We start from the raw sequence: 25,618 nt of genomic DNA, 5'->3' as shown, positions 1-25,618 counted from the left end.
CCTTAAAGCCTTGTTGAGCGGGCTTCAGGTTAGGACCAGGTGACAGGCCCGGGACAATGAATAAAGATGGACCACCCATAAACAAAGGTTATGGACTCATCATGCGACTGCGCCATATCGAGATTTTCCAGGCCATCCGCCAGACCGGCTCGATCAGCGGCGCGGCGCAACTGCTGCACGTCTCCCAGCCGGCGGTGACCAAGGTCTTGCAGCACGCCGAGCAGCAGCTGGGCTTCCCGCTGTTCCTGCGGGTCAAGGGCAAGTTGCAGGCCACCCCGGAAGCCCTGGAACTGGAGCGCGAGGTCGACAAGGTCAGCGAAAGCCTGCAAGGGGTGCGGCGCCTGGCCCAGAGCCTGCGCCGCGAGCCGGGCCACAGTCTGCGGATCGGCGCCACGCCGGCGCTGGCCCTGTCCTTGTTGCCGCCGGCCATCAACCAGTGGACCCGGCGCTACCCGGACATCGTCTGCGAGCTGTCCAGCGCCCACAGCCGCGAGCTGGTGCAGAACCTGCTGATGCGCGAGATCGACGTGGCCCTGACCCTGCAACGCCCGGATCATCCGGGGCTGACCGCCCAGGCCCTGGCCAGCGGGGTGCTGGTGGCGCTGGCGCCGCTGGATTACTGGCCCCAGGCGGCCAGGGGCACGCCGCTGCCGCTGCTGGAGCTGGCGGGTGCGCCCTTGATCGGCCTGTCCAGCGCCGACCCGCTGGCGGCGAAACTCGACGGCTACCTGAAAGCCGTGGAACCGGCGCCCCGAGTCAGCATTGCCGTGCAGACCTACTCCCTGGCCCGGGCCATGGTCGAATCCGGCGCCGGGCTGGCGGTGATCGACCCCTTCACCGCCCTCGGCGCCTCGCCCGCCAGCACCGCGATCCGCCCGCTGACCCCGGCGCTGCCGATCACCCTGTATGCCGTGACCCGCGCGGCGGAGGCGCTGCCGCACACCTTGAGCAGCCTGCTGGAGATCTTCGGCGGCCGCGCGCAGGAGCAGCTGGATCGGTTGATGACCGGGGATTGAGGACACCTGCCAGAACGTTATCGCGAGCAAGCTCGCTCCTACAGGGATGTACGCTACCCGTTGTAGAAGCGAGCTTGCTCGCGATGAACGATAACGCGCTCGCCGATCAGAGCACGTAGAAGAAAATCGCCACGAAGTGCAGCAGGCTGCCGGCGATCACGAACAGGTGCCAGATCCCGTGGGCGTGGCGCAAACGGCTGTCGAGGGCGAAGAAGATGATGCCCACGGTGTAGAGCACTCCGCCCGAGGCCAGCCAGGCGAAGCCGGCGGGGCCCAGGGCCGCCAGCAGCGGCTTGACCGCCACCAGCACGATCCAACCCATCACCGCGTAGATCACGATAGACAGGATGCGCGCCTCGGAGCGCGGCTTGATCTCCTGCAGGATGCCGATCAGCGCCAGCCCCCAGACGATCCCGAACAGCGTCCAGCCCCAGGGCCCGCGCAGGGTCACCAGGCAGAACGGCGTATAGCTGCCGGCGATCAGCAGGTAGATGGAGAAATGATCGACCTTCTGCATGATGCTTTTCGCCCGCCCGCGCACGCTGTGGTACACGGTCGAGGCGCTGTACAGCACCAGCAAGGTGAAGCCGTAGATCGCCACGCTGACGATTTTCCAAGGGCTGCCGTCGAGGCTGGCCAACACCAGCAGCCAGATCCCCCCGACCAGTGCCGCAATCGCGCCCACCAGATGCGTCCAGGCGTTGAGTCTTTCCCCGTGATACATGTGCCACTCACCTCCCAAGGCGAAAATCTGCGCAAGGCTCAGGCCTGTAGCCTGAAAGCGCAATGTTTGCGAATAAAGCTATGGACGAAAAAACCTCCAGCCAAGTCATGACCCGGCAGGCACAATCGGAGCATTCGAATAAGAGCGCCCATCATGCTGATCGATGAAGAGTTGACCCTGAAAAAGCTCGAAGTGTTTCTGGCATTCATGCGCACCGGCAACCTGGCGCGCGCCGCCGCCGAGTTGCAGACCAGCAATGTCAGCGTGCACCGGGCCATTCACTCCCTGGAAAGCGCCCTGCGCTGCCCGCTGTTCAAGCATGAAGGACGTAACCTGACACCGCTGGAAAGCGCCTTCGTCCTCGAAGAACGGGCGCAGAAGCTGATCCAGGACGTGGTCGAAAGCGTGCGCCTGACCCGCGAAGCCGCCGGGTTCTCGGCGGAACGCTTCAAGCTCGGCTCGTTGTATTCATTGACGGTGAAGACCGTTCCGCAGCTGATCATGGGCCTGAAGCTGCGCCGTAGCGAGCTGAATATCGACCTGATCCTGGGCTCCAACATCGACCTGCTGTACAAGCTGAAGAACATGGAGGTCGACGCGATCCTGGTGTCCCTGGACGACAGCGTCAGCGACCCGGACTGCGAGCAGATCCCGCTGTTTTCCGACGATATCTTCCTGGCCACGCCGGCCGACTCGCCGTTCGCCCAGCAGGCGGAAGTCGACCTCAGCGATGTGCGCGACGCGACCTTCATCACCCTGACCCAGGGCTTCGCCACCCATCAGGACGGGGTGCGGGTGTTCAAGCAGGCGGGGTTCGAGCCGAAGGTGGCGATGCAGGTCAACGACATCTTCACCCTGCTGAGCATGGTCAGCTCGGGGGTGGGCTATGCCCTGCTGCCGGGAAGGATTGCCGCGGTGTACGAAAACCGCGTGAAGCTGATTCCGCTGCAGGCGCGCTACCGGCTGCAACAGCATATCGGCGTGGTGTTCCTCAAGGCCAAGGAGCGCGACCCGAACCTGCTGGCGCTGCTGGCCGAGTGCCGGATGTATGCCAATCGGCAAGACACATAAAGCGCGGTGTTTACACGAGCGCTATCGCGGCTCGCTCCTATAGGAGACCGTATACCTCTGTAGGAGCGAGCTTGCTCGCGATAAGGCCAGCCGCCCTACCCCACCAACCCGCGCACGATGAAATACAGCAACGAAGGCCCGAGCAGGCAACCCAGCCCGGTATGGAAGGTCGCGGTCAGCGCGCCGTAGGGCACCAGGCGCCGGTCGGTCGCCGCCAGGCCCGCGGTCACCCCGCTGACGGTGCCGGCCAGGCCACCGAAGACCATCGCCGAACGCGGGTTGTCCAGGCCCATCCAGCGCGCCGCCATGGGCGTGCCGACCATCACCAGGATCGCCTTGATCAGCCCCGTGGCGATGGACAGCGCCACCACATCGGAGCTGGCGCCGATCGCCGCCCCGGTCACCGGACCGACAATGTAGGTCACCGCACCGGCGCCGATGGTGGTCATGCTCACCGCATCGCGATAACCGAAGGCCCAGGCGATGCTCGCCCCGACAATGAACGGCAGCACCGTACCGAGAAACAGCGCGATGGCGCCGATCATCCCGGCCTTGCGTGCCTCGGTGGCCTGGACCTCGAAGGCCGTGGCGACAATCGCGAAGTCGCGCAGCATGGCGCCGCCCATCAGGCCGATGCCGGAGAACAGCGCCAGGTCCGCCAGGCCCTTTTGCCCACCGGTGACAGTGCCGCCGACCCAGGCCAGCACCAGGCCGATGACGATGGCGATGGCCGAGCCGTGTACCCGGCCGAACGTCAGGCGCTTGGACAGCAGCACCGAGACCCACATGATCACGCCGACGAAGGCGAAGGCGGTGACCAGGCCGTTGTGTTCCAGGCCTTTCTCGATCAGATCCCACATATCAGCGTCCCCCTGCCGGAGCGGCGCCAGGAGCGACAGCGTCCGGTTCGTCCGGCAACGGTTCGCCTTTGTTGGTGCGGCTGATCAAGGCAATGGTGCAACCACAGAGCAGCACCGAGCCGATGGCCGCCAGCACCGCCACCGGGCCGCCGTGCAGGGCGGTCACCACATTCTGTTGCGCAGCCATGGCCACCACCACCGGGATGTACATGGCACCCCAGAAACCGACGCCCATCTCGCAATCCTTGGTCATGCCGCCGTGCCTGTGCATCCACAGCCGCGCGCAAATCAGCAGGATCATGGCGATGCCCACCCCGCCGACGTTGGATTTCACCCCCAGCAGGACGCCGAGCATGTCACCGATAATCACCCCTGCCAGCGTACAGATCGCCAGCAGCGCCACACCGTAAATAATCATTGTTGTAGTCCTCAAAGTGCATCGTCGAAGTTGTTGTTCTTGTGCTTCGCCAGCTTGAGTCGGTGTCTAGGGTTGGCGGTTTCCCTCCTCACGCAACAGCGCTTGCAGGGTGTCGAGCCGGGCCCCGTCGCAGGCCATCACGGTGCCCTGCTCGAACACCCGACGCGCCAGAGCGGTCAGTACCGCGCCGGGCGGCAGTTCGATCTGCAGTCGCACGCCGCGCTCGTAGGCGCTTTGCACGGTGCCGCGCCAATCCACCAGCCGGCACATGTTGAACGCCAGGTCGTCGCGCAACTGCTCCGGCGTACGCAGCGGCCGCGCCCGGCTGCCGCTCAGGTAACCCAGGCGCGGCGGTTGCAACGCCACCCTGGCGAACGCCTCGGTCAGGGCCTGGGCCGGCTGCTCCAGCAATGGGCAATGGGACGGCACGCTGACCGCCAGACGCTTGGCCACTCCGACACCGCAGCCCCGGGCCAGCTCGGCGACCTGGGCCATGGCGGCATCGCTGCCGGCGATCACCACCTGGCTATCGGCATTGATATTGGCCAGGTACACCGGGTTGTCCGGACTGTGCACCCGGACCAGCAAAGCCTCCACCGTCGCCAGTTCCAGGCCGATGATCGCGGTCATGCCATAACCCTGCGGATAGGCCTGCTGCATCAGCTCGCCGCGCAGGCTGACCAGACGCAGCGCATCACCGAAATCCAGGGCCCCGGCGACCACCGCGGCGGGATAGGCGCCAATCGACAGGCCCGCCACGTAATCCGCGCCCGGCCCGTTTTCCAGCAACACCCGGGCATGGGCCACGCCGGCGATCAGCAGGCACAGCTGCACTGCCCGGGTGCTCGCCAGGGCCTGGGGCGAATCCAGGGCCAGGGCATCCTCGCCCAGGACCTCGCTCGCCTGTCGCAGGCAGGCCTCGGCCAGAGCGCTGGGCGGCAGCCGATGCAACATCCCCGGCTGCTGCGCGCCCTGGCCCGGAAACACCAGCAGGCTGCTCACGCCACCTGCTCCAGGGCCTGCCACGGATCGCCGACCAACCGCGCGCCGCTGGCGCTTTTCAGCAGCACCCGCGCCGAAGTCCCGGCCCACTCGCGCAGGGCCACGGCGCCGTTGGGTGTCTGCAATTGCAGGTCCACCGGGCAGGCGGCGGCGTCGAGCAGCGCCAGCAACGCCCGGGCCTCGGCCCGGTCCATGGGCTGCGCAGTGCGCAGGATCAGGTCCAGATCGCTGTGCCGATGCAGCGCCGGCACGCCGCTGGCCAGTTCAAAACCGGCGCTGCCGCTGACACCCCAGGCCAGGCCGAGGGCATCCAGGGGATCGCGCAACCGAGCCAGTGCCTGGAGCGCTGGCCAGGCCCGATCCGACTCGATATAACGCAGCTCTTCCGGCCGCACCCGGCGTTCGATGGCCGCCACCGCCATCAGCGTCCCGTAGCGCTGTTCCCGCAGCCGCCCACGCACGCCCACCGCCACCTGCCCGGGCGCGGTCAACGCACGGCGCACCACCACCGGTTGCCCGGCGGCCATGGCCGCCACCGCCCAGGCCGGGGCATCGGCGGGCAACTGCCGAGGGGACAGGCCCCACAGCAGGTCATGGGGCAGCAAGGCGCTGGTCATGGCGCTCACCATTGCTCGCGCAACAGCTGGCGGACCCGGCTGGAAGCGCCACGGTTAGTGGCGCCCAGGCGTCCCGACAGATCGCGGCCATGGGTGCGCACATCGGCAATCGCCTGGCCCAGGCATTGCCGCACCTGAGTCAGGTCGTCGGCGCTCGGCTGTTCGATCTGGCTGACCGACAATGTCTCCCAGAGCAGGCCGAGGCTGGCATAGCTGTCGATGTCGTAGGCCATGGGCGGCACGCTGGCGGCCAGGGCCTCCAGTTCCTCGACGCTGCGCAGGGTGACCCGCGCCGCCGAGACCTTGCCCATGGCGTGCACCATCACCCCCGGATCGCGCAGGGCGATCAGGCGGTTGGCCTGGTAACCGTGGGCCAGGAAGGCCCCGGACATGGCCTTGCCCACCAGCAGGCCGATCACCGGATGCCCGGCCAGCCGGGCCCGGGCATAGCTGTCGGCGGCCGCGGCCAGGGCCTGATGAATGCCCAGGGCCTCTTCGCGACGCCCATAGGCCTGGCTCGGCACGTCGACTATGGCGATCAGCGCGCGCTTGAGGCTCTGCTCGCGGTCGGCCTCGATCGCTTCGTCCACCGCCTTGGCCAGGCCCCAGCCTTCCAGCAGGCCGACCTCGCCATTACGCGCCCGCACAAAAGGGTTGGCCGGGTCGGCGACCACGGCGATAAACCGCACCGGTTGCTGCTCCAGGGTGGCGTCCGCCACCTTCAACGAGGCCGGCAAACCCGCTACCGGGGCGGCACCCGCGCTCAGGGCCGTGAACCAATGCAGGCCCCGCAGGGAATAAGCACTCATGAGCGGTCTCCTCGATACAGCTGGCGAACCGTCGCCGGGTCGATCTGTGGATAGCTGTCCAGCCGGGCCAGGCGTTGCAGGTACAGCTCGGCCTGATGGCTGCGTTGTGCGCTGGGCAGGCCCTGGGCCAGCAGCTCGCCGAGCTGTTGGCGGATCTGCGCCACATCGTCGGCCACATAGCGGTCCGCCAGGCCGCTGGCGAAACGCTGCTCGCCGCCGGTCAGGCTCCAGATAAAGGGCCGGTCGCGGGAGTCGTATTCCTCAAGGCCGGCTTCCTGCTCGATCACCTGCGGGCCGTTGAGGCCCAGGCGTGCCTCCTGGGTCACCAGCAGGTAGCTGCACAGCCCGGCGGCAATCGACATGCCGCCAAAACAGCCGACGCTGCCGGCCACGATGCCTATCACCGGCTGGTACTGGCGCAGGTCGACGATGGCCGCGTGAATGTCAGCAATCGCCGCCAGCCCGAGGTTGGCTTCCTGCAGGCGCACGCCGCCGGTTTCCAGCAGCAGTACGGCGCGGGTAGCAATGCCCTTGCGGTTGTCTTCGGCCGCCAGCTCCAGGGCGCCGGCGATCTTCGCCCCGCCGACTTCGCCGAGGCTGCCGCCCTGGAACGCGCCTTCGATGGCGGCGATCACCACCGGCAGGCCGTCGATGCGGCCCTTGGCGATCACCACCCCGTCATCGGCCTGGGGCACCACGCCCTGGCGCGCCAGCCACGGCGACATGACACGCTGGAACGGATCAAGCAACTCGCGAAAGCTGCCGGCGTCGAGCAGGGCCTTGGCGCGCTGCCGGGCACCGAGTTCGACGAAGCTGTGTTTGTTGAGCAAACGGGCGCTGTCAGTCATGGCCGATCTCCTCGAAGCCCTGCTCCAGGCGCAGGCGCACCACGCCCGGGGTGGCGCCGAAATCATGGATGTCGATGCTCAGGGCCGGCGGCGTCTGGTCGTCGAACATGCGCTCGAACAGATGCTGCCAGCGCGACGCGCTGCCGTTGACCGAGGTCTGCACCTGAATGCTCAGCTTGCCAGGCTGCCCGGGTTCGAGCAGCACCTCCAGGTCGCCCGAGCCGACACAGCCCACCAGCGCCCGGCCCCGAGCGGGTTGCCCGGCGGGAAATTCGAAAGACAAGGTTTCCATCACACTGCTCCCTGGATAAAGGCGGCGCCGGAGGCGATCCGGTCGATCAGCAGGCAGGCCGCGAGCAAGTCCGCGGCGCCACCGGGTGAGGCATTCAAGGCCAGCAGGCACAGGTCCAGCTCATGCAGGCGGCGACGCCCGGCCAGGCTGGCGCTGCCGCCGGCGTCGAGCACCGCCTGGGCGCCCTGGTGCATGGCCCGCAGGCCCGCCTCGCCGGCGCGATAGAGCACGCAGGTATCGGCCAGGCCGGTCATGATCGCCAGCAACGCATCGAGCCGGGCGTTCTGTTCGCCATGCCCCTGGGCACGGCTGCGTTCGAGTTGCGGCAGGCCCCGTTGCAGCACCGCCGGAAAGCCCAACTGGGCTTCTTCCCGAGCGCCACGCACGCCATAGCGCAGCGCCACTTGCGCGCCGTGGCTGAGGGGCCGTGGCGCGTAACGGTCGTCCAGCAGCGCCAGACGCGCGGCCCGCAGGCACAGGGCGCCGGCGCTGTTGGCTTGAGGTTGCAGCGCGGCGGCGGCCACCAGCAGGCCCAGGGCCCAGATCGCGCCACGATGAGTGTTCACCCCGTGAGTCGTAGCGAGCATCGTCGCTTCGCCTTCACGGCCAATGCGGCCCAGGGCTTCGCGCAGGGGCAGGCCGACCGTGCCGAACGTGCTGGCGGCTTCGGCCATTTCCTTGAAGGCTGGCCACAGCGACAGCGCCGAGGCGTGCATCAGCCCCAGGTGCAGATCGCTGTGGGCACCGTTGCCGCGACGGTCGACCAGGGCCGGTTTCGGCGACAGATCGGCTTCATCGATCAGCGCGTCCACCGCCAGGTCCGCCAGGCGCTCGGCCAGGCTCAGGGGTTTGCTTTGCAGGTTGAAGGCGTGCATTTACCAGCTCCTGAACTTGGCGGGCGGGTTGTACAGGCCACCCGACCACTCCACCAGATCGGCGACGCTTTTCGCCGCCAGCAGCTCGCGACTGGCGTCGGTGCGGCGGATACCGAGGTCTTCGGGCAAGGCGATCAGGCCTTCGCGGCGCATGCGCGCGGTGTCTTTCGGGTTGTGGCGCAGGCCGATGGCGGTTACCCCCGCCACCGCCGCGATCATCGCCTGGCGCTCTTCCAGGGAACGCGCCTTGTACAGGTAGGCGATGCCCTCTTCGGTCAGCAGGTGGGTGACGTCGTCGCCATAGATCATGATCGGCGCCAGGGGCATGCCGCTTTTCTTCGCTACTTCCACGGCATCGAGGGTTTCGACGAAGGTCGGTTTACCGCCTTCCTGGAAGGTCTCGACCATTTGCACCACCAGCTTCTTGCCTCGCTCCAGCATCGGCTGTTGCGAGTCGTCGTGGCGCATATCCAGCCAGGCCGGGGTGCCGTGGCGCCGGCCACGGGGGTCGTGGCCCATGTTCGGCGCACCGCCGAAGCCGGCCAGGCGGCCGCGGGTCACAGTGGAGGAATGGCCGTCGCCATCGACCTGCAGGGTCGCGCCGATAAACAGGTCCACCGCGTACTGCCCGGCCAGTTGGCAGAACATCCGGTTGGAACGCAACGAACCGTCGCGCCCGGTGAAGAACACATCCGGCCGCGCGGCGATGTAGTTTTCCATGCCCAGTTCGGTGCCGAAGCAATGCACGCTTTGCACCCAGCCGCTTTCGATGGCTGGGATCAGGGTCGGGTGGGGGTTGAGGGTCCAGTTGCGGCAGATCTTGCCTTTCAGGCCCAGGGACTCGCCGTAGGTCGGCAGGATCAGCTCGATGGCCGCGGTGTTGAAGCCGATGCCGTGGTTCAGCGACTGGACCTTGTGTTTTTCATAGATGCCGCGGATCGCCATCATCGCCATCAGCACATGCACCGGCTTGATGTGGCGCGGGTCGCGGGTGAACAGCGGCTCGATGTAGAACGGCTTGTCGGCCACCACCACGAAGTCGACCCAGGACGCCGGGATATCCACCCGCGGCAACTCGCTGACGTCGTCCACCAACTGGTTGACCTGGACGATGACGATGCCATCGCTGAACGCCGCCGGCTCGATCAGTGCCGGGGTGTCCTCGGTGCTCGGCCCGGTGTAGATGTTGCCCGCGCGGTCGGCCATGAACCCGGCCGAGAGCACCACGTTGGGGATCAAATCCACCACCAACCGCGCATAGAGTTCGATGTAGGTGTGGATGGCGCCAATTTCCAGCAGGCCGTCTTCCAGCAGTTGGCTGATGCGCAGGCTCTGGGTGCCGGCGAAGGAGAAGTCGAGCTTGCGGGCGATGCCGCGTTCGAACAGGTCCAGGTGCTCCGAGCGGCCGACGCTGGGCATGATCATGTGCAGGTCGTGCAGGCGGCTCGGGTCGGCCTTGGCCAGGGCGCGCGACAGGAAGTCCGCCTGCTTCTGGTTGTTGCCCTCCAGCACCACGCGGTCGCCGGGCAGAATCAACGCCTCCAGCGCCGCGACTATCTTGTCGGTGGGCAACACCGCACCATCGGCGAGACCCCGCACCTGCTCGAGACGCCGCTGCTTTTCAGCGCGCCGCCGCGTCCAGCGCGAGTCGGGGGATATTGTTGTTGTCATGCTCACTCCACGGGTTCGCTGTCGTGGCCGCTACCTTAGGAGCGGAGGATGCATGGCATCAATCAAGCAGAGTGGTGGATCGTTACGGTGAGGGTAATGATCAAGGGCGTAGCCATTTCGCCTACGCCCGGAAACCACCTTGCGCTTAACCCACAATCCGCCACTGCAACGCATCCAGCGCATCGCAGCCATCCTGCAGCAGCAGATGGGCCGCATTGACGATATGGCGCAGGTCCTGGTCGTTTACGCCTTTGAGACTCAGGCAGTTGAGGCTGTGCATCAGGTCACGAGTGGCTTTGATGCGCTGCACAGCGCAGCCGTGCAGGTCGGCCGCCGAGGCCTTGGGGTTGAGGTAGAGCACCGGGGTGGTGGTGAGATTGCTGTGTAGCGGGATGAAGTCCGTCATGGGTATTTCTCCGTGAATGCTGAAGAGTTACCACCCTATGCGGCTAAACAAAGAGGGTGGCAGCTGTACGCGGGTTAGCCGACCGGACCATTCACGGAAGTCCGGCACACCCGCAGGTGTCCCACGCACAGCCGCCATAGCAAATGCAGGCAGCAAAAAGCGCCAGCATTATAGGAGGGCGCTTGTGCGTCCGTGAACAGTTTCGACCGGCTAAGATCGGCCACCGATGCGTCGGCGGCAAACCCACTATGGCTATGCAAAAAACCAGCGACAACCCGCAATGTGTTGCCATTGCCTTCAGCAAAACCAGATCTGCCCCACTCTCCCCTGATGCCTCCCCAAACCTGTAGCCGCTGCCGCAGGCTGCGATAGGACCGCAGGTCCTCCAGCGGTTTCAAGATCCTGCGCCTGCTGCGCAGTCGATCGCAGCCTCGCGGGCTCGGCAGCGGCTACAGGAGTTAGCGCCGACCGGTAGGTCGCGCATGGCGCAGCTTTGGCTTTTGATCTTGATCTACCCGCCCCATCGGGAGGCCGAGTGGAGGCGTTCATCAGGGGACAGGCGCGCAGCGCCCCTCGACGTAGTCGAGGACATCGTATGGAGGTCGAAGCGAAGCCGACCGGAGTCGATGCCCCCTGATGGACGCCGGAGCGAGGGAACCTGAGCGCAGCGAAGGCCGTACGCCAGGGGCGAGACCTTTTGGTTACTTTTGGGGCGTTTGCCAAAAGTGACCCGCCGTAAGGGCGGAACCGCCAGCCGCCGTTACCGCAGGAATGGATATGCATCCCGTCCAAAAAATGCAGCGCCAGGATGGGTGCCATCGCGAGCAAGCTCGCTCCTACAGGTCCGATGCCACACCAAAAACCAGAGGCTACGTCGCCCAACATAGTTGCCCCCATCAGTCCCCAAAAGGGACCGACAAGTCCCTTTCTGGGAGCGATCAAGCCGCTCGGCAGGATCTAGGACAACCCCGCCTTCACCAGCATCTCCTCCAACCCCAACAAATCCGGGATCTTCGCCACCTGCTCCCCCACCTGCACCGCGGCTTTCTCCAGCCGGCACAACGGCACGTCAACGTAGCTCAGCTGGCTGTCGAGCCGGCAGGAACGCGGGATGCCCTGGATCACCAGGGCGATGAACTTCAGGCGCTCGCGGCCGCCCAGGGTATTGAGCACGACGATGCGGGCGCGCTCGCCGATGGCCAGGGGCTGGCCGCAGGCGGCCTCGAAGCTGATCAGCGGCAGCTGGCGGTCGCGCCAGGCAACAGAACGCAGGTACCAGGGTGGCGCGTCGCTGGCCGGTTCGCCACGTTGATAGTCGATCAATTCGGCCACCGCGACGTTGGGCAGGATCAGGGTGCGGTCGGCCAGGGGCAGCAGCAGCCCGGTGAGGAAGCTGGCGCGGTAGTCATGCATGGGGTCTGCTCCACTGGGCGATGCTCTCCAGCAGCACCGACTCCTGGTAAGGCTTGCCGAGGTAGTCGTTGACGCCGATGGCCATGGCCCGGTCGCGGTGTTTCTGCCCGGTGCGCGAGGTGATCATGATGATCGGCAGCTGGTGCAGGCGCGGGTCGGCGCGCACCTGCATCGCCACCTCGAAGCCATCCATGCGCGGCATTTCGATGTCCAGCAACATCAGGTCCGGGGTGTACTCCTGCAGCAACGCCATGGCATCGACCCCGTCCTTGGCGGTCAGCACGTTCATGCCGTGGCGTTCCAGCAGGCGGCTGGTGACCTTGCGCACCGTCACCGAATCGTCGACCACCAGCACCAGCCTCGGCCGCAGCGGTTCGACCTCGGCAATCACTTCGTCGCCAGCCGCCATGCGCGGCGCCGGCAAGCGCGTTTGCAGGGCGCGGATATGCGCCAGCAGATCGAGGATCAGCACCACCCGGCCATCGCCGAGGATGGTCGCGCCGGACAGCCCCTGCACCGCCGCGAACTGCGGCCCCAGGCTCTTGACCACGATCTCCCGGGTGCCGGCCATGGCGTCCACCTGCACGGCGATCCGATGTTCGTTGTAATGCACCAGCAGCACCGGCAGCGGCAGGCTCTGCCCCAGCAGTTTCGGCCGGGCCAAGGTGTGCAGCAGTTCGCCGAGGTAGCACAGCTCATAACGCTGGCCGGCGTATACGTAATGGGGCGGGTCGAGCTGGTAATGGCTTTCCAGTTCGTTGGGCAACACCCGCACGATGCCTTCGATGGTGTTCAGCGGGATCGCGTACTGCTCCTCCAGGCACTGCACCATCAGCGCGCGGTTGACCGACAGGGTGAACGGCAGGCGGATGCGGAAATGCACGCCCTGCCCCGGGATCGAGTCGATGGTCATCGAGCCGCCGAGCTGGCGCACCTCTTCATGGACCACGTCCATGCCCACCCCGCGCCCGGAAATCTGGGTGATTTTCTCCGCCGTGGAAAACCCCGGCTGCATGATGAATTGCAGCACGTCGCGGTCGCTGATCTCGGCATTGGGGGCGAGCAGGCCACGCTTGATCGCCTTGCGCCGCACCGCCTCCAGCGGCACCCCGGCGCCGTCGTCGCGCATGTCGAAAACGATATCGCCGCCTTCGTGGGACAGGTCCAGGGTGATCCGCCCCTGCTCCGGCTTGCCCGAGGCGCGCCGCACCTCGGCGGACTCCAGGCCATGGTCGACGGCGTTGCGCAGCATGTGCTCCAGGGGCGCGACCATGCGCTCCAGCACATTGCGATCCATCTCGCCCTCGGCGTTGCCGACGCTGAACGAGACGTCCTTGCCCAACTCCTCCGCCACCTGGCGGACGATGCGCTTGAGGCGCGGTACCAGACGCTCGAACGGCACCATGCGCGTGCGCATCAGGCCTTCCTGCAATTCGGTATTGACCCGCCCTTGCTGCTGCAACAGGTTTTCCGCGTCCTGGTTGCGCCGGTCCAGGGTTTCCTTGAGGTCGAGCAGGTCGGACGCCGACTCGAACAGGGCCCGCGACAGTTGCTGCAACTGCGAATGGCGGTCCATCTCCAGCGGGTCGAATTCCTCGTAGCCCAGGCGCTCGGCCTCGACCTGCTGGCGGCTGAGAATCCGCCCCTGGGTTTCGGTGTCCAGGCGGCGCAACTGGTCACGGATACGCTCGATGGTGGTTTCCATTTCGCTCAGGGCCACCCGCGCATCGTTGACCTGTTGCTCGATGCGCCCACGGAAGATCGAGGTTTCCCCGGCCAGATTAACCAGGTCGTCCAACAGCTCGGCCGAGACCTTGACCATATCCCCGGCCACCGCGGCTTCCGCCTGCGCCACCGGCGGTTCGGGTTTGCTCGGCGGGCTAAGGTCGGGCAGCAACAGAGGCGGCGCTTCGGCCTGGGCCGGATGAGTAAAGCCGCGAATCGCCTCGATCAGGCTGTCGGCCGGCTTGATCGGTTGCTCGGCGCGGGCGGCGTCGAGCATCTGCGCCAGGCGGTCCTGGCTTTTCTGCAACAGGCCGAACAGCGCCGGGGTCGGTTGCAGCAGGCCCGCGGACAGGCCTTCATAGAGAAACTCCAGTTCATGGGCCAGGTCGCCGATCGGCACGATCTCCACCATGCGCGCACCGCCCTTGAGGGTGTGCAGGTCACGCAGCAGGGTTTCCACTTCCTGGCGGCTGGCCGGCTCGGCCTGCCAGCGCGTCAGCGCCGCCCCCGAACTGTCGAGGATGTCGAAACCTTCTTCGAGGAAGATCTCCAGCAGCTCCGGATCGTGGGCCGCCGAATCGTCGGTCACCGCGGCCTCGGGCACCTCGCTGGTGGCCCCGCTGCGCTGGCGAAAACCGCGAATCGCTTCGATCAGCGCCTTGGGGTCGCTCAGCGCTTGCTGCGCCTGCAACTGCTGCAACAGCAGCGCCAGTTGCGCATGGCTGCGTTGCAGCAGATCGACCAGGGCCTCGCCATGCTGGTAACGGCGATCCACCAGGCCTTCGTAGAGGTTTTCCAGTTCCTGGGCCAGGTCGCCCACCGGCCCGACTTCGGCCATGCGCGCACCGCCCTTGAGGGTGTGCAGGTCGCGCTGCAGGGAAGACAGCGGCGCGCCGTTGTCCGGATCGGCCAGCCAGCGCTGCAAGGCCTGGCCGGCGCTTTCGAGAATATCCATCGCCTCTTCGAGGAAGATCGCCACGATTTCATCGTCCGGCTCCTCCACCTCGATCTGCGCCTTCTGCTCCATCTCGGCGGTGGCACTGGCCAGGTCGGTGATGCTCAGGGTGCGGCTGCCGTCGCTGCGGATCAGGCCCATGGCCGCAGGGTCGAGGCTTTCCTCGAGCAGTTCGCGCAAGGCCCGGACCATGGCCGGTTGCAGGCTGATTTCCTGGCCGGCGGCCAGTTCGTCGAGCATGTTGATCAGGGCTTCGTGGGCGTTTTCCGCCTCATGGAAAAACCGTTCGCCCACCGCCAGGCTGCTTTCTTCCACGGCGCCGTACAGGTCCAGCAGCGCTTCGCACAGCTCGTCCATCGGCTGCAAATCCGCCAGGTGCGCGCCTTCGCCAAGGGTGGTCAACTCGTCCAGCAGGGCGCTGAGTTCCTGCCGCTCGCCGGGGTGCTGTTGCCAGCGGCGCAGCAGGTTTTCGGCATCCAGCAGGATGTCCATGCCCTGGGCCAGGAAGCTGCTGATCAACTGCGCATCGCGCTTGACCCGCAGCCCGGTATTGGGCGCGTTGAGCAGGGTTTCCAGGCGCTCGGCGGTCAGTGCCTTGACTCGTTCGATCAGGTCGGCGGCGCCTTCGATGGGCGCCAGCGGATCGCTGCCCAGCTGTTGCAGGCTGCGGCGAAACAGGCCTTCGGCTTCCAGCAGCAGTTCGACCTCGTCCAGGTCCAGGGCCATCAGGTGCGCGCGGTATTCCCGGGCCAGCAGGTCCAGCGGCGCCGCCAGCTCGGCGATCGGCAGTACGCCGGCCATGTAGGCGCTGCCCTTGAGGGTGTGCAAGGCGCGCTGCAATTCGTCGCTGGCCTGCAGCGGCAGGTGCTCGGCAGCCTGATCGAGAAAGCGCTTGATGCTCTCCAGATGGGTTTCGGCCTCGTTGCGGAAGATCTCCAGCAACTGCGGGTCGAGCTCGTCTGCCAAGCCGTCTGGCGACGCCGTGTCGCCCTTGGCCAGGGCATGCGCCCGGGCAGCCAGGCGGTCGACATCGTCGCGCTGGCGCTGGGCCTGGGCGGCGAACTCGGCGACCAGCTCCGGCAGCAGCTGCAATACCTCTTCAAGCAGTTGCCGCACCTGCGGCCCCGGCTCCACGCTGTGTTCCAGGACCCGGTTGAGCAGGTTCTCCACGGCCCAGGCCAGCTCGCCCAGCACCAGCGCACGCACCATCCGCCCGCTGCCCTTGAGGGTGTGGAAGGCCCGGCGCAGTTCGCCCAGCGCCGCCTTGCCGTGAGGATCGGCGGCCCAGCGCGGCAGGTACTCGCGCAGCACGTCGAGCACTTCGTCGGTCTCTTCGAGGAAGACTTCACGCAGCTCGTCGTCCACCGGCGCTTCATCGCCCGGCGGCGGCAACAGGCTGCCCGGCGTGTCCAGCGCTGGTGGGTTGAGCGCCGAGACCGGGCTGGCCAGTACATCGGCCAGGGACTGCGCCACTTCCGGGTTGTCCAGCTCCTGCAGGTCCTGCATCACCAGGGCTTCGTTGGGGCTGAGCACATCGCTGAGCAGCGGCACCTGTTCGTTCGGCAGCCACTCGTCCGGCGCCCGCTTTTGTGGCGCATAGCCCAGCGCGGCCAGGCCCTGCTCGGCCACGTCGAGAATCTTTTCCCCCGGCGCCTGGGGATCGTCGTTCAGGCGCTCCAGGTAATACTCGATGCTGGTGATCACGTCGGCCAGATTGTCCAGCTGCTGCCAGCCGGGCTGGCGCGGGTCCAGCAGCAGGTGTTCGCGCACGAAGCCGATGCAGGCTTGCAGCAGGCCCGCCGCACGGCCCAGGGGAATCATCGCCAGGGCGCCGCGCACCTGGGTCAGCAGCTCCGGCAGGGCCTGCAAGTGTTCGCGGTCCCAACCGGCATCGATGTAGTCGACGATCAGGTCCTTGGCCTGTTGCAGGCAGATCCGCGCCTCCTTGATCACCAGTTGGTGGATCTGGGTCAGGTCGGTGGTCGGCAGGCGGCTTTCTTCGCGGCTCTCGGGTTCGGCCGGGCCGACCATGCCGGCCAGGGTCGCCTCGACATACAGCAGGGCCCCGGCCACATCCATCAGCACCGCGTCATTCGGTTCGCGCTGGCCCTGGGCCAGGCTCAGCACCACCGCCAGCTGGTCGATGATGACCTTGCGCGGCTGGCCGAAACCCAGCACCGCCAGGGTGTCGGCGATCTGTCGCAGGGGCGCCAGCAGGCTGTCCAGGTCCGACGCGTGCTGGCGGTCGCTGCGCACGAACAGGTCCAGGCGTTCCTTGACCCGCACCAGCTCTTCGCACAGGGCCGCCAGCACCGAGCGCATGGCGTCGCGGTCGGGACCGGCCATGCGCGCCCGCTCCTGGTCGACCAGCGCATTGTCGGGCAAAGCGTCATCGAGTCCGTAGGTGTCTTTCATGGTCTGCATCTGCGCGGTGGGATAGCGGGCCTTGGCGATGTAAAACAGCAGGCTTTTCAACAGTTCGTCGGGGGCCGCCTGGTTGATCCCGGCGATGCCTTGTTCATAGAGACGCTTGAGTTCGCGGTCGGCATCCTTGAGCAGGCTGCGCACCGCCGGGCTGTTGGCGATCGCCCCGCTGCCCATGCCTTCCACCAGGGCCAGGGCGATCTGCCACAAGGGCCCCAGCGGGGCGTTCTGGCACAACACCTGGAGGCGTTCGAAAACCTTGGCCATGTAGCCCAGGCTGTTTTTCACATCCTGTTCGCGCAGCAGGTCGACCAGCGCGGTTTGCAGCATGTGCCGCAACTTGCGCAGCAGGATGGTCAGGTCGGGGGGGGCCAGGCGGTTCAGTGTCGCCTGGTCCAGCGCCGGCAGGTCCGGCAGCTGCGGGCTGAACAGGCTGGTTTCGCTCAGCAGGCCTTCGCCCCGGGCGCTGCGCAGGTCGTTGAGCAGCGGCAACACCACCAGCGGCAGGTCGCGGCGCGCGCTTTGCACCCGGTCGAGGTACTGCGGCAACTGGCTGATGGCTTGGCGCAGCAGGTAGATCGCCTCGTCCCGCTGGGCCACGCGGTACTCGCGCAGGGCCAGGGTCAGGGCTTCCATTTCTTCGGCGAGCAGCGCCGCCCCATAGAACTCGACCATCTGCAGGCTGCCGTGGACCTGATGGATGCAGTCCAGGCACTGTTCGAGCGCTTCCACCGCCTGCGGCTCGTCGACCAGATGATCGAGCGCCTGGTGGGCCTGCTTCAGCGTTTCGGCAATTTCGCCCTTGACCCATTCCAGGGCCACATAGTCGTGCCGATCACCCATTACCATTCCCATCAAAGTCGTGCTCCGGCCTCAGCGGTTGTCCCGCGGCGTCTGCTCGCGACCGGCCGGCAAGGTGAAACCGGACACCGAGCGCCGCAGCTGGCTGGCCATTTTCGCCAGGTTGCCGATGCTCTCGGCCGTCGCGGTCGAGCCGGACGAAGTCTGTGAAGTAATCTGCTGGATCACGTTCATGGTCAAGGATATCTGTCCGGCCGACGACGTCTGCTGCTGGGCGGCGTTGGAGATGCTCTGGATCAGCGCCGCCAGGGTCTTGGAGACGCCTTCGATTTCTTCCAGGGCCACGCCGGCATCCTGCGCCAGCCGGGCGCCGCGCACCACTTCCGAAGTGGTCTGCTCCATGGAGATCACCGCCTCGTTGGTGTCGGTCTGGATCGCCCGTACCAGGGTCTCGATCTGCCGGGTCGCCGCCGAAGAACGTTCCGCCAGGCGCTGCACCTCATCGGCCACCACCGCGAACCCACGCCCGGCATCCCCGGCCATGGAAGCCTGGATCGCCGCGTTGAGGGCGAGGATATTGGTCTGGTCGGCAATGTCATCGATCAGGCTGACAATGTCGCCAATTTCCTGGGACGACTCGCCCAGGCGCTTGATGCGCTTGGCGGTGTCCTGGATCTGCTCGCGAATGTTGTCCATGCCGTGGATGGTGTTGTGCACCACCTCGTTGCCCTTGTTGGCGATCTCCACCGAACGCTCGGCCACCGCCGAGGACTCGGCGGCGTTGGCCGACACCTGATCGATCGACTGGGCCATTTCGTTGATCGCGGTGGAGGCCTCGGAAATCTGCTGGGCCTGATGCTCCGAGGCTTCGGCCAGTTGCATCGCGGTGGCCTGGGTTTCCTGCACCGCGCCGGCGACCTGGCCGGCGGTGAGGTTGATGGTCGCCACCAGGTCGCGCAGTTGGTCCACGGAATAGTTGATCGAGTCGGCGATGGTGCCGGTGAAGTCCTCGGTCACCGAGGCGGTCACGGTGAGGTCGCCGTCGGCCAGGTCTTCGATCTCGTCCAGCAAACGCATGATCGCGTTCTGGTTGCGCTCGTTCTTCTCCGCGGTCTCGTGCAGTTGGCGGTTGGTTTCGCGGACCATCACCAGGCCAATGAGGATGATCGAGGCCAGCGCCGCCAGGCCCAGGACATAACCGCCGATGGTGTCCAGCGAACGGCCGCCGGCCAGGTTCTCGAAACCGATGGCCAGGTGCGAGGCCTCGTCGAGCAGGGTCTGCGACAGGCTGAAGATATTGCTCGCCGATTCGCGGACCTGGAACAGCTCGGGGGAGGTTTCGAGGATTTCGTCCACCGAGCCTGAGACGAACTGGAACAGTTCGCTGATCTCGCTCAGCCGCGCCCGCGCATCGCGGTCCTCGACCTGGCTGATCTTCAAGGTCGGGTTGCCCTGGAGCATGCCGCTGAGCACCTGGCCGAAGCGCGCCGCGTCACGGCCGAAGGCGTCGGCGGCCTGCACCGCGTTTTCGTCGCCGGCCAGCACGGTATTCACCGCGCCGAGAATCCGTTCGGCGAGCAGCGACTGGCGTTGCGCCATGGCCACCTGGGCGGCCGGAGCGCCGCGTTGCAGGAGGATCTCCACGACCTTTTCATACTCGACCTGCAACTGCGGCACGGTTTCCGCCAGGGTCGCGGCCACCTGATGCAGGGACAATACGGTCTGTTCGCTGGCCAGGATCGCGTCGGCGTTGTGCAGCAGCTTGTCCCAGTCCTGCTGCACCGCGCGCATTTCCTGACGCACCGCCACCGGCGCGGCGGGCAGCCCGGTGGCCGGGTCGCCTTTTTTCAGGTAGCCCCAGCGCTGGGCGAAATCGTTGCGCGCATCGCCCAGCAGCTTGAAGGCCGCGGCCTTGCCCGCGGCGGCTTCCGTGGCGTTCTTGGCAATGCGCTGGGACAGCACCCGCAGCTCGCCGGCGTGGCCGATGTACTGTTTGTCGTACGTGGCCTGGGTGTTGAGGTAAGCGAAGTTGGCGAACAGCAGCATGATGAACACGATCAGGGCGATGAACAGCACGATGATCTGCGAGCGGCTGCGCGATCCTTCCATTGGCTTGCCTGGGTTGGCTTTTAGCATCTGCACACCTGAATTCCGGTTGTTCTGTTGCCCGCGCCATGGACGGCGCGGTCCTGCAGGTTCATCGCGCAATATTCATCGCGAGCAAGCCTCGCGCCTACAGCGCCACATCCAGGAACCCCGGCGACTGCGCCAGGGCGAAGGGACTGAATACCCACCAGACCGGCTCACAGGGGAAATACCCGCGCAGGTACGGCGTGATGGCGCCCTGTTCGCTAGCGTTGGCCGCCGTTTCCAGGCTGCTCTGCTCGAAGTGCTGCATGCCGGCCACCTCGTCCACCATCAAGCCGGCGAACACCTCTTTGTGCTCGACCACCAGCACCCGCCGCTGCTTGCGCAGGGCCGACAGCTCATGGCCGAAGAACCCGCACAGGTCCATGATCGGCAGCAGCCGTCCGCGCAGGTTGGCCACGCCTTTCACCCAGGGCTTGACCCCGGGCAGCAGGGTGTAACGGGGCTCGTGCAGGACTTCGCTGACTTCGCCCATCGGCGCCACATACCAATGCTCGCCGATGCGAAAGCCGATACCGCTCCAGCCGTGCTGGCGGGTTTCCTGGGAAGGCAGGTCGGCTGCCAGCAGGCGGCAGCGCTGGTCGATCTCGAGCAGCAGTTCGAAGGCGGTTTGCGACTCGGCCATGGCGCGGGCGGTCAGCCGGCCAGGACGGTGTTCAGGGTCTTGATCAGGGTGTCTTCGTCGACCGGCTTGGTCAGGTAATCCTTGGCGCCCTGGCGAGTGCCCCAGACCTTGTCGGTTTCCTGATCCTTGGTGGTGATGATGATCACCGGGATATGGCTGGTTTCCGCGTCCTTGGTCAACTGACGGGTCGCCTGGAAACCATTGAGGCCGGGCATGACGATGTCCATCAGGACCGCGTCGGGCTTTTCCTGGCGCGCCAGGGCCACGCCGTCGGCGCCGTTTTCGGCCTTCAGGACTTCATGGCCGTGCTTTTCCAGCATGCCGGTCAGTTTGTACATTTCAGTCGGCGAGTCATCGACGATCAGAATACGAGCCATGGTCTTCCCCATACGAATAGGCGTGCGGCCCGCTGGCCGAACCTCAATGTGCTTGTTCTACTGCGGCGAACCCCGGCACATGGGCCTTGATCGCGCTCAGCAGCTCTTCCTTGCTGAAAGGCTTGGTCAAAAACTGGTCAGAGCCGACGATGCGACCCTTGGCCTTGTCGAACAGACCGTCCTTGGAGGACAGCATAATCACCGGCGTGGACTTGAACGCGCTGTTGTTCTTGATCAACGCGCAGGTCTGATAGCCATCGAGCCGCGGCATCATGATGTCGACGAAGATGATGCCCGGGTGGTTGTCGGCGATCTTGGCCAGGGCCTCGAAACCGTCGACCGCGGTGATGACTTCACAGCCCACATTCTTCAGCAGCGTTTCGGCCGTGCGGCGAATCGTCTTCGAATCATCGATCACCATCACCTTGAGGGCGCTGGATTGCTGTTCCATATCTGCTCTACCATCGCCACAGCGAATCGATTTTCTGCCCGTACTGGTGGCCAATGCCTCAAGCCCTTGATGTTCAAGGCCTGAGCACGGCATGCGAGCCTTTTTAGCATACTCTCCCCATGCAATCTATCGGCCGACCGGCGCGGTGGTTTTTCCTTGACCGGGAACCGCCCGAGCGCCACTCTGACGCCACTTTTTCAAGCCATTGCGCCCACTAATTTTCGAGGAAACCGCCCATGAGCGTTCGCGTCGGGATTGTCATGGACCCTATCGCCAGCATCTCCTATAAGAAGGACAGCTCGCTGGCCATGCTGCTGGCCGCCCAGGAGCGCGGCTGGACCCTGTTCTATATGGAACAGCGCGACCTGTACCAGGCGACCGGTGGCGTGGCCCGGGCGCGGATGCGCCCGCTGAAGGTGTTCGCCGACCCGCACAAGTGGTTCGAACTGGAAGCCGAGACCGACAGCGCCCTGAGCGAGCTGGACGTGATCCTGATGCGCAAGGACCCACCGTTCGACATGGAGTTCGTCTACTCCACCTACCTGCTGGAGCAGGCCGAGCGCGACGGCGTGCTGGTGGTCAACAAGCCGCAGAGCCTGCGTGACTGCAATGAAAAGCTGTTCGCCACCCTGTTCCCGCAGTGCACGCCGCCGACCATCGTCAGCCGTCGTCCGGACGTGTTGCGCGAATTCGCCGACCATCACGGCGACGTGATCCTCAAGCCGCTGGACGGCATGGGCGGCTCGTCGATCTTCCGTCACACCGCCGGCCACCCGAACCTCTCGGTGGTCGTCGAAACCCTGACCCAGCACGGCAAGCAGCAGATCATGATCCAGGAGTACCTGCCGGCCATCGTCGATGGCGACAAACGCATCCTGATGATCGACGGCGAACCTGTGGATTATTGCCTGGCGCGGATTCCCGCCCAGGGTGAAACCCGTGGCAACCTTGCCGCCGGTGGCCGTGGCGAAGCCCGGCCGCTGACCGAGAAAGATCGCTGGATCGCCGCACAGGTCGGCCCGACCCTGCGCGAGAAAGGCCTGCTGTTCGTGGGGCTCGACGTGATCGGCGAGCACCTGACCGAAATCAACGTCACCAGCCCGACCTGCATCCGCGAGATCGACAACGCCTTTGGCACCAACATCGGCGCAATGCTGATGGATGCCATCGAGAAGAAGCTGCAAGCCGCGAGCCGCAAGCCACAAGCTTGATCGGCGTCACATGCAGCTTGTCGCTTGAAGCTTGAGGCTTACGGCTTGAAACCAACATTGCGTTATCATGCGCCGCCTGTGAAACGCGCGATGTTGGTCTTGTGATGCTTTTTGTGATGTTGAACCGCTGATGACTTTTGTGAACCGCTAATGGCTCTCCCTTCCGATCTGCCCCCCGAGCTGGCCCACAGCGGTGTGCGCCCGGCCGATCGCCTGGGGTTTACCCTGTTCCTGGCCGCCCTGCTGCATATCGCGCTGATTCTCGGCCTGGGCTTCTCCTTCGCCGAACCCAAGCAGATCAGCAAGACCCTGGAAATCACCCTGGCCACCTTCAAGAGCGAGACCAAGCCGAAGAAGGCCGATTTTCTCGCCCAGGAAAACCAGCAAGGCAGCGGCACCCTGGACAAGAAGGCGATCCCGAAGACCACCGAAGTGGCGCCGTTCCAGGAAAACAAAGTAAACAAGGTCACCCCGCCGCCTCCGGCCAAGACCGAAGTCAAGCAAGCCGCGCCCAAGGCCGCGGTCGCCACCACCGCGCCGAAGCCGAAAAAGACCGTCACCCAGCGTGAAGAGGTCAAGACCGAGGCCAAACCCAAGGTTCCCGTGCCGACGTTCGACAGCGAGCAGCTGTCCAGCGACATCGCCAGCCTGGAGGCCGAACTGGCCCAGGAGCAGCAGCTGTACGCCAAGCGCCCACGCATCCACCGCCTGAGCGCGGCCTCGACCATGCGCGACAAGGGCGCCTGGTACAAGGACGAGTGGCGCAAGAAAGTCGAGCGCATCGGCAACCTCAATTACCCGGAAGAAGCCCGGCGCAAGCAGATCTACGGCAACCTGCGGCTGATGGTCTCGATCAACCGCGACGGTTCGCTGTACGAGGTGCTGGTACTGGAGTCCTCCGGCCAGCCGCTGCTGGACCAGGCGGCCCAGCGCATCGTGCGCCTGGCGGCACCGTTCGCGCCCTTTACCGGCGACCTGTCGGATATCGACCGCCTGGAGATCATCCGCACCTGGAAGTTCGCCCGCGGCGACCGGCTGTCCAGCAACTGATCCCAGGGCGAAACCGCCCGCCTGGCCTTATCGCGAGCAAGCTCGCTCCTACAGGTCCTGCGCCATCCCTGTAGGAGCGAGCTTGCTCGCGATGGCGCCGACGCCGGCACCGCCGCAAAAGGCCGAGCAAAATGCCCGGAGCCACACATCCCCAGCTTGTCAGTTCGCCCCTCCACCGCCACACTAGCGCTCATGAAAAACGTCAGCCCCAGCTACCTCAAGCATCACTTCCTGATCGCCATGCCGCACATGGCCGACCCGAACTTTGCGCACACCTTGACCTACATCGTCGAGCACAATGCCAATGGCGCCATGGGGTTGGTGGTCAACCGTCCGCAGGACCTGAACCTCGCCGATATCCTCGAGCAATTGCGCCCCGAGATCGACCCGCCAGCGCTCTGCCAGCATGTGCCGATCTTCATCGGCGGCCCGGTGCAGACCGATCGCGGTTTTGTCCTGCACCCCAGCGGCCCGACCTTCCAGGCCACGGTCGAGCTGGACGGCCTGTCGCTGTCGACGTCCCAGGACGTGCTGTTCGCCATCGCCGATGGCGTCGGCCCGGCCAAAAGCCTGATCGCCCTCGGTTATGCCGGCTGGGAAGCCGGGCAGCTGGAAGCCGAGCTGGCGGACAACGCCTGGCTGACCTGCCCGTTCGACGCCGACATCCTGTTCAACACCAGCAGCGAACTGCGCCTGGAAGCGGCGGCCAAGCACCTGGGCATCAATCTCGCCCTGCTGACCAGCCAGGCGGGCCACGCCTGATGGCCCTGCGACTGATCCTCGGGTTCGACTACGGCACCAAACAGATCGGCGTGGCGGTTGGCCAGGCCATCACCGGCCAGGCCCGCGAGCTGTGCACCCTGAAGGCGCAGAACGGCGTGCCGGACTGGAACCAGGTCGAAGCCCTGATCAAGGAATGGAAGCCGGATGCGGTGGTGGTCGGCCTGCCATTGAACATGGACGGCACCCCGAGCGAGATGTGCGTGCGCGCCGAGAAGTTCGCCCGGCGCCTCAATGGCCGCTACAACCTGCCCTTCTATACCCATGACGAACGCCTGACCACCTTCGAGGCCAAGGGCGAACGCCTGGCCCGCGGCGGCCAGAAAGGCAGTTACCGCGACAACCCGGTCGACGCCATCGCTGCCGCCCTGCTGCTGCAAGGCTGGCTCGACGAAAACGCAGCGCTGTTGAACAACTGAAACGCCGAATCCTGAAGATGCGTGGTCACCCCCCCGGCCACGCGCCTCCTGGCCACAACACCAGCCGTAAGACCCTGCGCCTTGCTGCATGCAACCAGGCGCGGGCCCACGAAGGAGCAATCATGAGCCTGCCCAATCCCGCCGAACTGATCAGCCAGATGGCCGTGCGTCTCACCGCCCACCTGGAACAACGCGCCATCAGCGAGCCCCGCTATATCGGCATCCGTACCGGCGGCGTCTGGGTCGCCCAGGCCCTGCTCGCCGAACTGGGCAGCGACGCGCCGCTGGGCACCCTGGATGTGTCCTTCTACCGCGACGACTTCAGCCAGAACGGCCTGCATCCGCAAGTGCGCCCTTCCGAGCTGCCGTTCGAGATCGAGGGCCAGCACCTGATCCTGATCGACGACGTGCTGATGAGCGGCCGCACCATCCGCGCCGCCCTCAACGAGCTGTTCGACTACGGCCGCCCGGCCAGCGTGACCCTGGTCTGCCTGCTGGACCTGGACGCCGCCGAGCTGCCGATTCGTCCGAATGTGGTCGGCGCCACCCTGTCGCTGGCCGCCCACGAGCGGGTAAAATTGTCCGGTCCTGCGCCGCTTCAACTCGAGCTTCAAGACCTCGCCCTTTAAT

General features: G+C 65.8%; 24 protein-coding genes. 7 read left to right on the top strand and 17 right to left on the bottom strand.

Annotated elements, in window-relative coordinates; translation table 11 throughout:
- Window positions 1-101 precede the first annotated feature (101 nt).
- On the top strand, window positions 102-1,016 hold the full coding sequence (locus tag BM019_RS19660; protein ID WP_092419442.1) for a LysR family transcriptional regulator: 915 nt from the start codon (window positions 102-104) through the stop codon (window positions 1,014-1,016).
- 106 nt (window positions 1,017-1,122) lie between these two features.
- On the opposite strand, the gene BM019_RS19655 is transcribed toward BM019_RS19660, so the two are convergent.
- On the bottom strand, window positions 1,123-1,740 hold the full coding sequence (locus tag BM019_RS19655; protein ID WP_009046003.1) for a PAQR family membrane homeostasis protein TrhA: 618 nt from the start codon (window positions 1,738-1,740) through the stop codon (window positions 1,123-1,125).
- Between the two features lie 153 nt (window positions 1,741-1,893).
- Between BM019_RS19655 and BM019_RS19650 the strand changes: the two genes are divergently transcribed.
- On the top strand, window positions 1,894-2,811 hold the full coding sequence (locus tag BM019_RS19650; RefSeq protein WP_009046004.1) for a LysR family transcriptional regulator: 918 nt from the start codon (window positions 1,894-1,896) through the stop codon (window positions 2,809-2,811).
- Between the two features lie 95 nt (window positions 2,812-2,906).
- On the opposite strand, the gene madM is transcribed toward BM019_RS19650, so the two are convergent.
- The 16 genes from madM to pilG all read right to left on the bottom strand — a co-directional run bounded on the left by madM (window position 2,907) and on the right by pilG (window position 21,528).
- Window positions 2,907-3,671 carry a malonate transporter subunit MadM gene (madM, locus tag BM019_RS19645; RefSeq protein ID WP_007932567.1) on the bottom strand — a complete coding sequence of 255 codons (765 nt, stop codon included), beginning with the start codon at window positions 3,669-3,671 and terminating at the stop codon, window positions 2,907-2,909.
- Window position 3,672: 1 nt separating this feature from the next.
- Window positions 3,673-4,089, bottom strand: a complete 417-nt coding sequence (gene madL / locus BM019_RS19640) for a malonate transporter subunit MadL (protein WP_037005044.1) — start codon at window positions 4,087-4,089, stop codon at window positions 3,673-3,675.
- 66 nt (window positions 4,090-4,155) lie between these two features.
- Entirely contained in the window at window positions 4,156-5,091 is a 936-nt protein-coding gene (gene mdcH / locus BM019_RS19635) for a malonate decarboxylase subunit epsilon (protein ID WP_092419439.1), read from the bottom strand.
- Window positions 5,088-5,708: a malonate decarboxylase holo-ACP synthase gene (locus tag BM019_RS19630; RefSeq protein WP_092419717.1), complete on the bottom strand. Its 621-nt coding sequence runs from the start codon at window positions 5,706-5,708 to the stop codon at window positions 5,088-5,090. Before BM019_RS19630 ends, mdcH begins: the two co-directional genes overlap by 4 nt.
- Window positions 5,709-5,713: 5 nt before the next feature.
- Window positions 5,714-6,517, bottom strand: a complete 804-nt coding sequence (gene mdcE / locus BM019_RS19625) for a biotin-independent malonate decarboxylase subunit gamma (RefSeq protein WP_092419436.1) — start codon at window positions 6,515-6,517, stop codon at window positions 5,714-5,716.
- Window positions 6,514-7,365, bottom strand: a complete 852-nt coding sequence (locus BM019_RS19620; protein ID WP_092419433.1) for a biotin-independent malonate decarboxylase subunit beta — start codon at window positions 7,363-7,365, stop codon at window positions 6,514-6,516. The genes mdcE and BM019_RS19620 overlap by 4 nt, the downstream gene beginning before the upstream one ends.
- Entirely contained in the window at window positions 7,358-7,657 is a 300-nt protein-coding gene (locus tag BM019_RS19615; RefSeq protein ID WP_092419430.1) for a malonate decarboxylase subunit delta, read from the bottom strand. Before BM019_RS19615 ends, BM019_RS19620 begins: the two co-directional genes overlap by 8 nt.
- Entirely contained in the window at window positions 7,657-8,532 is an 876-nt protein-coding gene (locus BM019_RS19610) for a triphosphoribosyl-dephospho-CoA synthase (RefSeq protein WP_092419426.1), read from the bottom strand. Before BM019_RS19610 ends, BM019_RS19615 begins: the two co-directional genes overlap by 1 nt.
- Window positions 8,533-10,203: a malonate decarboxylase subunit alpha gene (mdcA, locus tag BM019_RS19605; protein ID WP_092419422.1), complete on the bottom strand. Its 1,671-nt coding sequence runs from the start codon at window positions 10,201-10,203 to the stop codon at window positions 8,533-8,535.
- Window positions 10,204-10,348: 145 nt separating this feature from the next.
- Entirely contained in the window at window positions 10,349-10,609 is a 261-nt protein-coding gene (locus BM019_RS19600) for a hypothetical protein (RefSeq protein WP_092419419.1), read from the bottom strand.
- A 957-nt stretch (window positions 10,610-11,566) separates the two neighbouring features.
- Window positions 11,567-12,022: a chemotaxis protein CheW gene (locus tag BM019_RS19595; RefSeq protein ID WP_009046013.1), complete on the bottom strand. Its 456-nt coding sequence runs from the start codon at window positions 12,020-12,022 to the stop codon at window positions 11,567-11,569.
- Window positions 12,015-17,969 carry an Hpt domain-containing protein gene (locus BM019_RS19590; protein WP_092419416.1) on the bottom strand — a complete coding sequence of 1,985 codons (5,955 nt, stop codon included), beginning with the start codon at window positions 17,967-17,969 and terminating at the stop codon, window positions 12,015-12,017. The genes BM019_RS19595 and BM019_RS19590 overlap by 8 nt, the downstream gene beginning before the upstream one ends.
- Window positions 17,970-17,999: 30 nt before the next feature.
- A complete protein-coding gene (locus BM019_RS19585; RefSeq protein WP_239691091.1) occupies window positions 18,000-20,036 on the bottom strand; it encodes a methyl-accepting chemotaxis protein in 2,037 nt (678 codons plus the stop codon).
- Window positions 20,037-20,160: 124 nt separating this feature from the next.
- Window positions 20,161-20,700 carry a chemotaxis protein CheW gene (locus BM019_RS19580; RefSeq protein WP_062824341.1) on the bottom strand — a complete coding sequence of 180 codons (540 nt, stop codon included), beginning with the start codon at window positions 20,698-20,700 and terminating at the stop codon, window positions 20,161-20,163.
- Window positions 20,701-20,711: 11 nt separating this feature from the next.
- Window positions 20,712-21,077, bottom strand: a complete 366-nt coding sequence (pilH, locus tag BM019_RS19575) for a twitching motility response regulator PilH (protein ID WP_092419714.1) — start codon at window positions 21,075-21,077, stop codon at window positions 20,712-20,714.
- Window positions 21,078-21,120: 43 nt separating this feature from the next.
- Entirely contained in the window at window positions 21,121-21,528 is a 408-nt protein-coding gene (pilG, locus tag BM019_RS19570; protein WP_007929962.1) for a twitching motility response regulator PilG, read from the bottom strand.
- Window positions 21,529-21,764: 236 nt separating this feature from the next.
- Between pilG and gshB the strand changes: the two genes are divergently transcribed.
- From gshB to pyrR, 5 genes are all read left to right on the top strand, one after another.
- The gene (gshB, locus tag BM019_RS19565) at window positions 21,765-22,739 is read left to right on the top strand and encodes a glutathione synthase (RefSeq protein WP_092419410.1); all 975 of its coding nucleotides are present in this window, start codon (window positions 21,765-21,767) and stop codon (window positions 22,737-22,739) included.
- Between the two features lie 150 nt (window positions 22,740-22,889).
- On the top strand, window positions 22,890-23,789 hold the full coding sequence (locus tag BM019_RS19560; protein ID WP_062824340.1) for an energy transducer TonB: 900 nt from the start codon (window positions 22,890-22,892) through the stop codon (window positions 23,787-23,789).
- A 192-nt stretch (window positions 23,790-23,981) separates the two neighbouring features.
- Entirely contained in the window at window positions 23,982-24,551 is a 570-nt protein-coding gene (locus tag BM019_RS19555) for a YqgE/AlgH family protein (RefSeq protein ID WP_007929972.1), read from the top strand.
- Window positions 24,551-24,988, top strand: a complete 438-nt coding sequence (gene ruvX / locus BM019_RS19550) for a Holliday junction resolvase RuvX (protein WP_009046019.1) — start codon at window positions 24,551-24,553, stop codon at window positions 24,986-24,988. The genes BM019_RS19555 and ruvX overlap by 1 nt, the downstream gene beginning before the upstream one ends.
- Window positions 24,989-25,110: 122 nt before the next feature.
- Window positions 25,111-25,617: a bifunctional pyr operon transcriptional regulator/uracil phosphoribosyltransferase PyrR gene (gene pyrR / locus BM019_RS19545; RefSeq protein ID WP_007929976.1), complete on the top strand. Its 507-nt coding sequence runs from the start codon at window positions 25,111-25,113 to the stop codon at window positions 25,615-25,617.
- Window position 25,618: the final 1 nt, after the last annotated feature.

Source organism: Pseudomonas sp. NFPP07 (assembly GCF_900115645.1).
GTDB lineage: Bacteria > Pseudomonadota > Gammaproteobacteria > Pseudomonadales > Pseudomonadaceae > Aquipseudomonas > Aquipseudomonas chlororaphis.
The sequence above is the reverse complement of the archived record's forward strand: the minus strand, read 5'-3'. Positions and strand labels throughout refer to the sequence as shown.